This is a genomic window from Binatus sp. (SeqCode) (genome assembly GCF_050013435.1).
Classification (GTDB): Bacteria; Desulfobacterota; Binatia; order Binatales; family Binataceae; genus Binatus.
Genome location: NZ_JBEKFG010000014.1, coordinates 46,437 through 54,751, shown reverse-complemented (window position 1 = coordinate 54,751; position 8,315 = coordinate 46,437). Strand labels below are relative to the sequence as shown.

The following is an 8,315-nucleotide window of genomic DNA, read 5'->3' as shown; positions in this document are numbered from 1 at the left end:
AAAGCCGATCTGTTCGAGCCCGCGCTGAATCCGCTCGACCAGCGAGCTCTTGCCCGAACCTACCGGGCCCATCAGGTACAGAACCTGCCGGCTCTCTTCGCCCTTGAGCGACGCCGAATGGAAGTAGCGGACGATCTGCGCGATCGTGCGCTCGATCCCGAAAAATTCCTCCGCGAAGAAATTGAACACCTTCAGCGGCTCATCCTTGTACAGCCGCTTGGTGCGCGGATCGTCGGTGTCGTGCAACGGATGAAGGCCTGAGGAAATGATCAAGTCGTAGATTCGCGCGTGTGCGAGCTTGGTCATGGTCGGGTCGGCCTTCACCAGCTCGAGGTACTCGAGCAACGTGCCGCGCCATTGCTTCGACTCGCGTGCCGCGCGGTCTTCTTTGATCACTCGCTCGAAGTTATTGAGATCCGCCATCGGCTATCTCCTTCGGGTTATGGAATGTTGTTGCCGAGAATACTGCCTGGGAGAGCGGGAAACGGTCGGGCCGTACTATTTGTGGAGCCCATCCTGACTTCGAGTATAACGGAGCCATTGATTTGCAACAAGCAACGTAAGGCGCACGCAACACAGCTTCACGCGCGATCAAGAGGACGCGAACTTGAGTTTCACTGAAAAGACTGAAATAAGCGCTCGGAAACCGGCACCGTGTCGCCGAGCACGAAGCGCCCGCGATCGTTTTTCACCATTGCTGCGAACACAGTGTCGTCGTGCGCGAACGACAGCCACCACCGTTGCTCCGCCGCGAGCCCGAGATAGCGCGCTTTTTGCTCCATCGTGCGGAGCACGTCGAGATCGTACGCCTGGTTCCAGGGACCGCGGATGTGCGAGCGCGTCGGCACGATGTCGGCGAGGTGCATGAAGCATTCGGCTGCGTCGCTGACCAGCGCCGCCTGATGGTCCCGCGTGTGGCCGCCGGTGACGACGGCGCGCACGCCCGCGACGATGTCGGTATCGCCATCGATCGCTTCGAGCATCGATCGCACCGGCGCGAGAACCTCCGCAGCGTGGCGATACGCCGCGCGGAGTCGTTCATTGCGCGGATCGCCTGCGATTTCGAGTTCGCCTTTCTGCACGAAGATTCGCGCGCGCGGAAACGCAGCTTCCAGCGCGCCGGAACTGCGCCGGCGCACGATTCCGCCGCAATGATCGAAGTGCAGATGCGACACGATCAGATGCGTGACGTCGCCCGCCTCCATCCCAAGCGCGCGCAGATGCTCGGGGAGCCATCCGTCGCCGTGATCGAAGATCTGGCGCTCGACGGAACTTAGCCGGTTGCCGATTCCCGTATCCACCAGAATCGCGTCGGCCCCCTTCACGATTAGCGGACACGTCAGGTTCAGGCGGATACGGTTGTGCTCGTCGGGAGGATGGTGGTGTTTCCAGAGGTCGCGCGGGACCACCCCGAACATGCATCCGCCGTCGTTGCGCCAGAAACCGTCGGCAAGAAATGCCACCTCGAACGCGCCGACTTTGATCTTCGGTGGTTTCTCAGCCATCTCGCATCCTCAGCTTCCCAGCAACCACGCTCCCAGTATCAGCGCGATACCGCCCATCGCGACGATTGCGACGTGTGCCTTCACCATTCGAGTCATCGCGCCCGCCATCGCGTCGGTACGCCCGCGCGCGACTACCGCTCTGACCACCGCACCGACTCTCATCGACCACGTCATCACGGCAAGCATAGCGATAAACAGCGCAATCTTGATGGCAACCACGGTCATGAACGTGGTCGAGAACGCAAACCCCCGCAAAACTCCCACCTCTATCAGGCTGATCAGTCCCGTCACGAGCAGCACCGCCGCGGCGACGAGGCCGAGCATGTCGATCTTGGGCGCCGCGTTCGCCACGAAATTGCGCTGCTCGGCGCTTCCCGCCCCGAGCGCGAGACCCGCGATCGCGAAGCATGCGCATGCGCCGATCCAAATCGCGCCGGCCGCGGCGTGCGCCCACAGAATCACCGATTCCAACAATCTGAACCTCGTTCCCCGTCGGATCGCAAAAAGACTAACCCGGTCGCTGGCGCGATTACACCCCGCCGGCGCGGGCGGGCGACATCATTGCACGGCGATTGGAATTCGGAGGTCGAATTCAGACGCTACCGGAACGCCATCGCGGGTGGCGGGGAAGAATTTCCACGTTTGCAGGCTGGCGAGGATGACCTGGTTCAGGCGCGGATTTGAAGTCGGTTGCACGAGCGTGACCCGAACCTGACCATCACGGTCGACGACGAAATGGGCGATCGCGAGCGCGGAAAAAGCGTCCTCGCGAAGATCGTCGGGGATCTGCGGAGTCGGGGCATACAGAGCGCGCGCGCCGATGCTCTCGGAGGCGCCACCGTCAGGCGATCCTCCTGCGCCAGAAGCGCCCGCATCGCCCTCGCTGGGAACGGTGGCTCGCCCGGTGTCGATTCCTCCCACGGGCGAAGCGGGCAGGGCGGCCGGTGCGGGATTCAGCGCCGCGGCCGGGGCGGGCGCGGCCACGTTGCGCGGCTTGATAGACGCGAGAGTCTTGCGGTGTACGGGATGAAGTATCGGAGCGATCGGTAGGGGCTTTGCAGGCTCGGCCGGAGGCGGCGGTTCGACGAGGATGGCTTCGACCGCGGTCGTGCGCGGCGGTGGAAGGGGGCGCTGCGAGATAAGTATCTCGGCAAATCCCGCGAGCATCACGATGCACGACAACACCGACGCGACAATCGAGACGGCAAAGCGGCGCCAGTGGCTTTGCAAGATCAGACGATCGTCGTCATCCCACATCACAAACGTATTTTGGCTAACGTCGAATTGTTCCGCGAGTCTCATCGGCTAAATGCTTTGCCGGTCGGCAGATCCGAGCGCAGGCGGCGATAAAAGCCTCGGCGCGGCCGGTACTGTAATGAATACGCTGCGGCGGCGGTCCGGTTGCGGTTCTCGTTTCCAAAATTCATGGGTGTGTTTTGCGGGTACTGGGCTAAAATGATGGAAGCGGGATCCTGAGCGCGTCGAAGATTGTGACTTTGGGCCCGTAACCTGCCTGAATGCTCTCCCCGGATGTGAATCTCCTGGTTCTGATCAAGCGCGACACCGGGCATCTGGAGCATTACCTGATCGAGCGGTGTTGCTTGCCCTGCGGCCAGTTCGGCGATGTCGCGTTGCCCCATAGTGTACTTGCTGGTCCCAGTTGACGAAAGTCCGTTCTGCGCGCTGAGGCGAGCCACGTCGACCGCAACCGTCAGCGCATCCTCCGATTCGAGCACGAGGTCGAGGGATTTCGCGATTACACCCCGCCCTGCGTTGGCGGGCGGCATCGTTTTGAGCTAACTAGAATTTTTGGGTCGATGATCTTTGAATCAGCGCGCCATCTGCGGAGGTGACCGTGACGCTCAATCCCTACATCGAGGCACACGAACTGCGCGAGCTTGTCCTCAAGAAGGAAGTTCGCCCGCGCGAGGTCGCGGAATTTTTTCTCGCGCGCATCGAGCAACTGAACCCCAAGCTCGGCGCATTCATGACGGTCACCGCCGATCGCGCGCTCGCGGACGCATCGCGGCTCGAAAAAATGAACGCTTCGGATGCGGCCAAGATGCCGCTGTTCGGCGTCGCATATTCGCTCAAGGACCTGGTCTGGACCAGGGATATTCGCACCACCTTCGGCTCGAAGAACTACGAGAATTGGCAAGCGCCCGCCGACGCGGAACTCGCCGTGCGGCTGGCCAACTCCGGCGGAATTCTGCTCGGCAAAACTACCACTCCGGAATTCGGCTTGCGTCCGACCACCGAGGGCGGTCTTTGTCCGCCCGCGCGAAATCCCTGGAATCTCGAACACACCGCCGGCGGCTCAAGCGGCGGGTCCGCCTCGGCGGTCGCCTCCGGACTGCATCCCGTGGCGCAGGGCAGCGACGGCGGTGGATCGATTCGGGTACCGTCGGCATGCTGCGGCGTGGTCGGAATCAAACCGTCGCGTGGGCGAATCACGCGCGCGCCGCAGGAGGGCGAAGGATGGGCCGGACTTTCCACTACCGGTCCGATCGCGCGCACCGTCCGCGACGCGGCGTTGATGCTCGATGCGATGGCGGGAATGATGCCGGGCGATCCGTACGCGGCGCGGCCGCCGGCGCGTCCGTTCGTCGAGGAAGTTTCGGCGCATCCAAAAAAACTTCGGCTCGCCCTTATCAACCATAGCGCGCTCGGTCCGGTGGACGCCGAAACTCTCGCCGCGCTCGAGTCCGCATGCGGCGTGTTCCGCGAGATGGGGCATCGCGTCGAGGCATTGACGCTCGATCCCGGCGCAATGCTCGAAAAATATGCGCGCGTGATCATCAGCGCGTCGGTCTCGGCGCTGAACATCCCCAACCCGGACCTGCTCGATCCCATGGTGCGCGGCACTTACGAGTGGGGCGCCAAAATTTCCGCCGCCGACTACATCCGCGCGGTAACCGGGATGCACAATACGTCGCGCGAAATCGTCCACGCGCTCATGCCCTACGACGCGATCCTCGCCCCGACGCTCACTCGGCCCGCGGTGCGGCTTGGCAGCTTGCCGTCGAATCCCGCCACCGCCGCTGATGAAATCTACGCGTGGATCGCGTTCACCTTCCCGTTCAACTCGACCGGTCAGCCGGCCATCTCGCTCCCCAACGGGTTCAACAAGTCGGGATTGCCGCTGGCGATTCAACTTGTCGGCCGGCCCGGCGATGAAGCGGGCATAATCGCGCTGGCGGCCGAGTTCGAACGCGGCCGCCCCTGGAAGGACAAGCATCCTGCGATCTAGGTGTTGGTTGTTCGCGGCTCACGGCGGTGGTTGCGCGATTACAGTTGCCCTCTTAAGACTGAAATGATTATACAGGCGATAGCCAATCGAAAAACGGAGGACACATATGCAGACGATCAAGTTTGACGATATTGCGGCGCTGACGGCGAAGATCAGCAAGGAATTCGGTCCGTGGAGCGAGCCGATTCACGTGACGCAGGAAAAAATCAACCAATTCGCCGAAGTGACCGGCGACCGTCAGTGGATTCATATCGACGTCGAGCGGTGCAAGAAAGAAAGTCCGTTCGGCGGACCGGTGGCGCACGGTTTTCTGACGCTGAGCCTGCTGCCGGCGTTCAGGAGCAAAGAGGAATACACGATCACGGGATTTCGCAACGTGGTGAATTACGGCGCGAACAAGCTGCGCTTCGTCGCGCCGGTGCCGGCGGGCGCCAGCGTCTACGCGCGCTCGCGGCTGATCGCGGTCGACCCGCGGCCGCTGGGCACGATGCTCACGCGGGAGACGGAAATCCAGGTCGTGGGTCAGCAGAAGCCCTCGTTAGTGTTCGAAGGACTGGCGCTGTTCGTGAAGTAGAAGTTGCGGGCAGCGACGGAGAGCAGTGCATGGCGTATGAACAGATCATTTACGAGGTCGCGGACAACATCGCGACGATCACGCTCAACCGGCCGGAGAAGCTCAACGCATTCACCGACCTCATGATGAGCGAGATGATCGACGCGTTCGACAAGGCCGACGCGGACGACAACGTGCGCGCGATCATCGTGACCGGCGCGGGGCGCGCGTTCTGCGCGGGCGCGGACCTGTCGGCGCCCGCCAGGACGTTCGGCTCGACGCGCGAGGATCGTCCTCAGCGGCGCTCGGCGATCAGAGCCGACGGCACCGTGGATTGGAGCAACGAGGCGATTCGCGACGGCGGCGGACGGCTGACGCTGCGCATCTTCGAGTGTCTGAAACCGGTGATCGCGGCGGTGAACGGAGCGGCGGTGGGCGTCGGCGTGACGATGCAACTTGCGATGGATGTGCGGCTGGCGTCGGAGAACGCGCGTTTCGGGTTCGTGTTCGCGCGCCGCGGGATCGTGCCGGAGGCGTGCTCGAGCTGGTTCCTGCCGAAGATCGTCGGCATCTCGCAGGCGCTGGAATGGACATTCACGGGTCGAGTTTTCGCGGCCGAAGAGGCGCTCGACGGCGGGCTCATCAAAAGGATCTACAAACCCGATCAACTTATTCCAGCGGCGCGCGCGCTCGCTGGCGAGATCGCGGACAACACCTCGCAAGTGTCGGTCGCATTGATTCGGCAGATGTTGTGGCGGATGGCTGGCGCGGACCATCCGATGGAAGCGCACAAGCTGGACAGCCGCGGAATCTTTGCGCGCGGCCCTTCGGCGGATGCGAAGGAAGGCGTCGCGTCATTTCTGGAGAAACGTGCGGCAAAATTTCCGGACAAGATTTCGAAGGATATGCCCGCCTACTTTCCGTGGTGGCAGGAGCGCAAGTACAGCTAAGGCGCCCCAGGTTTGCGGCGGATGACGACACGGACTTCGCCGCGGTGCTCCACCTTGACGACGGCGCGCTGGCCGTCGGGGTCCAGCTCGGCGTTGCCGCCGGACACTTCAAGCACGCATCCGCGCGGGTACTGAATGCGCGGCACGAAGATCTCGGTCGGGCCGGCAGCGGAAGGATCATATTCGAACACGAACTCGAAGGTGCCGCTGATACGATCGAATTTCATCGTGCGCGGAATACCCTGTGTCGCTCGCGCGTACGGCCTGACGAAGCCGGCGAGCGCGCGGCCGCCGCTATTGATGTCCGCCGGGTCGATCTGCTGGTCGCGCGAGAAAATACTCAGATCCTCCTGATTCCAACCGTCGCCAATAGCCAGATCGTTGCTATTGGATGCAGTATAGTTCCATTGCGTACTACCGATGAGCAGAGTATCGAGTGCATTATACATTAGATCGAGCGCGATGATCTGGGCAGTCCACGGCGCGTCGCTGCGATCGCCGGCGTGAAAAGCGCGGTACGCGCCGGCGCCATTCAAATCGAAATGAATCCCGAATTCGCCGATGAGGGTGGGCGCGCCGCCATTCACCGTTTCTGACATTCGGGTCATCCTGCCGAGCTCGCGCTCGTAGCGCGCCTGGATCTGTCCGGCGGCGGTCGCAATCTCGCCGGTCAACACGTCGAGGCTGAAATTCGGACTGAACATCTTGGTCGCGGCCAGGACCACGTCGTACCAGTGACCGGCGTTGACGCTGTTTGGGGGAGTCTCTGCGGGGAATCCCGGTCCGAGAAATCCCGAGAGCGGATCGAGCTCGGCGAACAGGATCCAATCGGGATTAATCCGGCGAATATTTTCGGCGACGCGCGCGAAAAATGGTCCCATGTAGTCTTCGATAAGGTTGACCTTGCGATCGCCGACACGTTGGAAGAAATCTTCGCGCAAAATGTCGAAAGTGCCGTCGTTATTGAGCCGCCATGCGCCTGCATCCTGGAACGGATCGCTTTGGCCGCTGGTCCAGATTGAGATGCGCTCGGGATTGATTGTCCGATTTTGTTTGTGGGCCACCAAGCTAGGTTTCGCTGTCGGGTCGAATTCGAGCTCCGGTATCGAGCGCGTAACTCCATGCGACACCAGCAAGCCGTCGAGCGGCGACCACGCCAGGCCCGGCATCGCACGCTCGGGGTTGGTATCGCTTGGCCCGAGATGACGATAGCTGAGCGGCTGTCCGATCCATCCCGGGGCCGGTTCGTTGAGCGAGTCGAAGCCCATCACGTTGGGTAAATCGCGGATGCGGCGTGCGATCTCGCGCTGCGCTCCGAGGTAATGCTCGAGCATGTAGTCCTGCACGTTGACGCCGTCGATAGTCAGTCCGGGGGCGAAGTCGCGGCCGGCGAAAAACAAGGTCCACATGATGCCGTTGGCGGGGCGGCGCTCATTCTGCACCCAGCTCATGGTCGGGTAGCGGTCCTCCTGGCGGCCGCCGCGCGCATAGTCATATAGATGTTGCATTACATGAGCGCATCCCGACTCGGCGATCCGGTGATAGTCAATTCCAACTTTACCGAATAGCCAGCCGGGCGCGCCGTCGCCACCGGTCATTCGGCTCCAGACATCCTGGTGAAAATCCACGAATAGGTAGAAGCCGTAGTCACCGGCGAGCCGGCACAACTCGGCGAAGTAGTCGAGGTACGCGACGTCGTAGTCGCGCGGGCCGCGATGCTCGACGGCTTCCCAGGTGGTCAGCAAGCGCAAGCAATTGAAGCCCCACGCACGCAGGCGCGAGAAGTGTTCACCGGCTTCGGCAATCGGAAACGGACGGCCGATGAAGGAGACCTCGCGATGGTTGGAAAAATCGGAGGGAAAGTTGGTGCCGCCATCGGGGTAGGGGACCTTGCAATCGCCGCCCAGATTGACGCCGCGCAAAATAACGCGGCGGCCGTGTTCGTCGAGGAACCATCGTCCTTCGATGTGCAGCCGCGGCAGACTGGTCTTTGGCATTCGATTCACCCCGTGGCGAGGTTGACGCAATGTCCGTTCGCCCGTCAAGCTGCACAAGTA

8 protein-coding genes and 1 pseudogene are annotated in these 8,315 nt (G+C 62.2%); 3 read left to right on the top strand and 6 right to left on the bottom strand.

Annotated features, from left to right (window positions below):
- The 5 genes and pseudogenes from ABSB13_RS04780 to ABSB13_RS04760 all read right to left on the bottom strand — a co-directional run.
- Positions 1–423, bottom strand: a pseudogene (locus ABSB13_RS04780) (serine protein kinase); the annotation flags it as partial.
- Positions 424–614: 191 nt separating this feature from the next.
- On the bottom strand, positions 615–1,505 hold the full coding sequence (locus ABSB13_RS04775) for an MBL fold metallo-hydrolase (RefSeq protein ID WP_428105914.1): 891 nt from the start codon (positions 1,503–1,505) through the stop codon (positions 615–617).
- Positions 1,506–1,514: 9 nt separating this feature from the next.
- Positions 1,515–1,976 carry a hypothetical protein gene (locus ABSB13_RS04770; protein ID WP_428105913.1) on the bottom strand — a complete coding sequence of 154 codons (462 nt, stop codon included), beginning with the start codon at positions 1,974–1,976 and terminating at the stop codon, positions 1,515–1,517.
- Between the two features lie 87 nt (positions 1,977–2,063).
- Positions 2,064–2,807, bottom strand: coding sequence for an energy transducer TonB (locus ABSB13_RS04765; protein WP_428105911.1), 744 nt, complete (start codon positions 2,805–2,807; stop codon positions 2,064–2,066).
- Complete coding sequence (locus tag ABSB13_RS04760; RefSeq protein WP_428105909.1) at positions 2,804–3,292, bottom strand: hypothetical protein; 489 nt, start codon at positions 3,290–3,292, stop codon at positions 2,804–2,806. Before ABSB13_RS04760 ends, ABSB13_RS04765 begins: the two co-directional genes overlap by 4 nt.
- 68 nt (positions 3,293–3,360) lie before the next feature.
- Between ABSB13_RS04760 and ABSB13_RS04755 the strand changes: the two genes are divergently transcribed.
- The 3 genes from ABSB13_RS04755 to ABSB13_RS04745 all read left to right on the top strand — a co-directional run bounded on the left by ABSB13_RS04755 (position 3,361) and on the right by ABSB13_RS04745 (position 6,258).
- Complete coding sequence (locus ABSB13_RS04755) at positions 3,361–4,755, top strand: amidase (RefSeq protein ID WP_428105908.1); 1,395 nt, start codon at positions 3,361–3,363, stop codon at positions 4,753–4,755.
- 106 nt (positions 4,756–4,861) lie between these two features.
- Positions 4,862–5,329, top strand: coding sequence for a MaoC family dehydratase (locus tag ABSB13_RS04750; RefSeq protein WP_428105906.1), 468 nt, complete (start codon positions 4,862–4,864; stop codon positions 5,327–5,329).
- 29 nt (positions 5,330–5,358) lie between these two features.
- On the top strand, positions 5,359–6,258 hold the full coding sequence (locus tag ABSB13_RS04745) for a crotonase/enoyl-CoA hydratase family protein (RefSeq protein WP_428105903.1): 900 nt from the start codon (positions 5,359–5,361) through the stop codon (positions 6,256–6,258).
- Here ABSB13_RS04745 and ABSB13_RS04740 read toward each other — a convergent pair.
- A complete protein-coding gene (locus ABSB13_RS04740; RefSeq protein WP_428105901.1) occupies positions 6,255–8,255 on the bottom strand; it encodes a cellulase family glycosylhydrolase in 2,001 nt (666 codons plus the stop codon). The two genes, ABSB13_RS04745 and ABSB13_RS04740, sit on opposite strands and share 4 nt — an antisense overlap.
- Positions 8,256–8,315: the final 60 nt, after the last annotated feature.

Bases quoted from the DNA above. Each gene is read 5' to 3' on its own strand.
- ABSB13_RS04775 (WP_428105914.1), bottom strand. From the start codon at position 1,505: ATGGCTGAGAAACCACCGAAGATCAAAGTCGGCGCGTTCGAGGTGGCA.
- ABSB13_RS04765 (WP_428105911.1), bottom strand. From the start codon at position 2,807: ATGAGACTCGCGGAACAATTCGACGTTAGCCAAAATACGTTTGTGATG.
- ABSB13_RS04760 (WP_428105909.1), bottom strand. From the start codon at position 3,292: ATGCCGCCCGCCAACGCAGGGCGGGGTGTAATCGCGAAATCCCTCGAC.
- ABSB13_RS04750 (WP_428105906.1), top strand. From the start codon at position 4,862: ATGCAGACGATCAAGTTTGACGATATTGCGGCGCTGACGGCGAAGATC.
- ABSB13_RS04745 (WP_428105903.1), top strand. From the start codon at position 5,359: ATGGCGTATGAACAGATCATTTACGAGGTCGCGGACAACATCGCGACG.
- ABSB13_RS04740 (WP_428105901.1), bottom strand. From the start codon at position 8,255: ATGCCAAAGACCAGTCTGCCGCGGCTGCACATCGAAGGACGATGGTTC.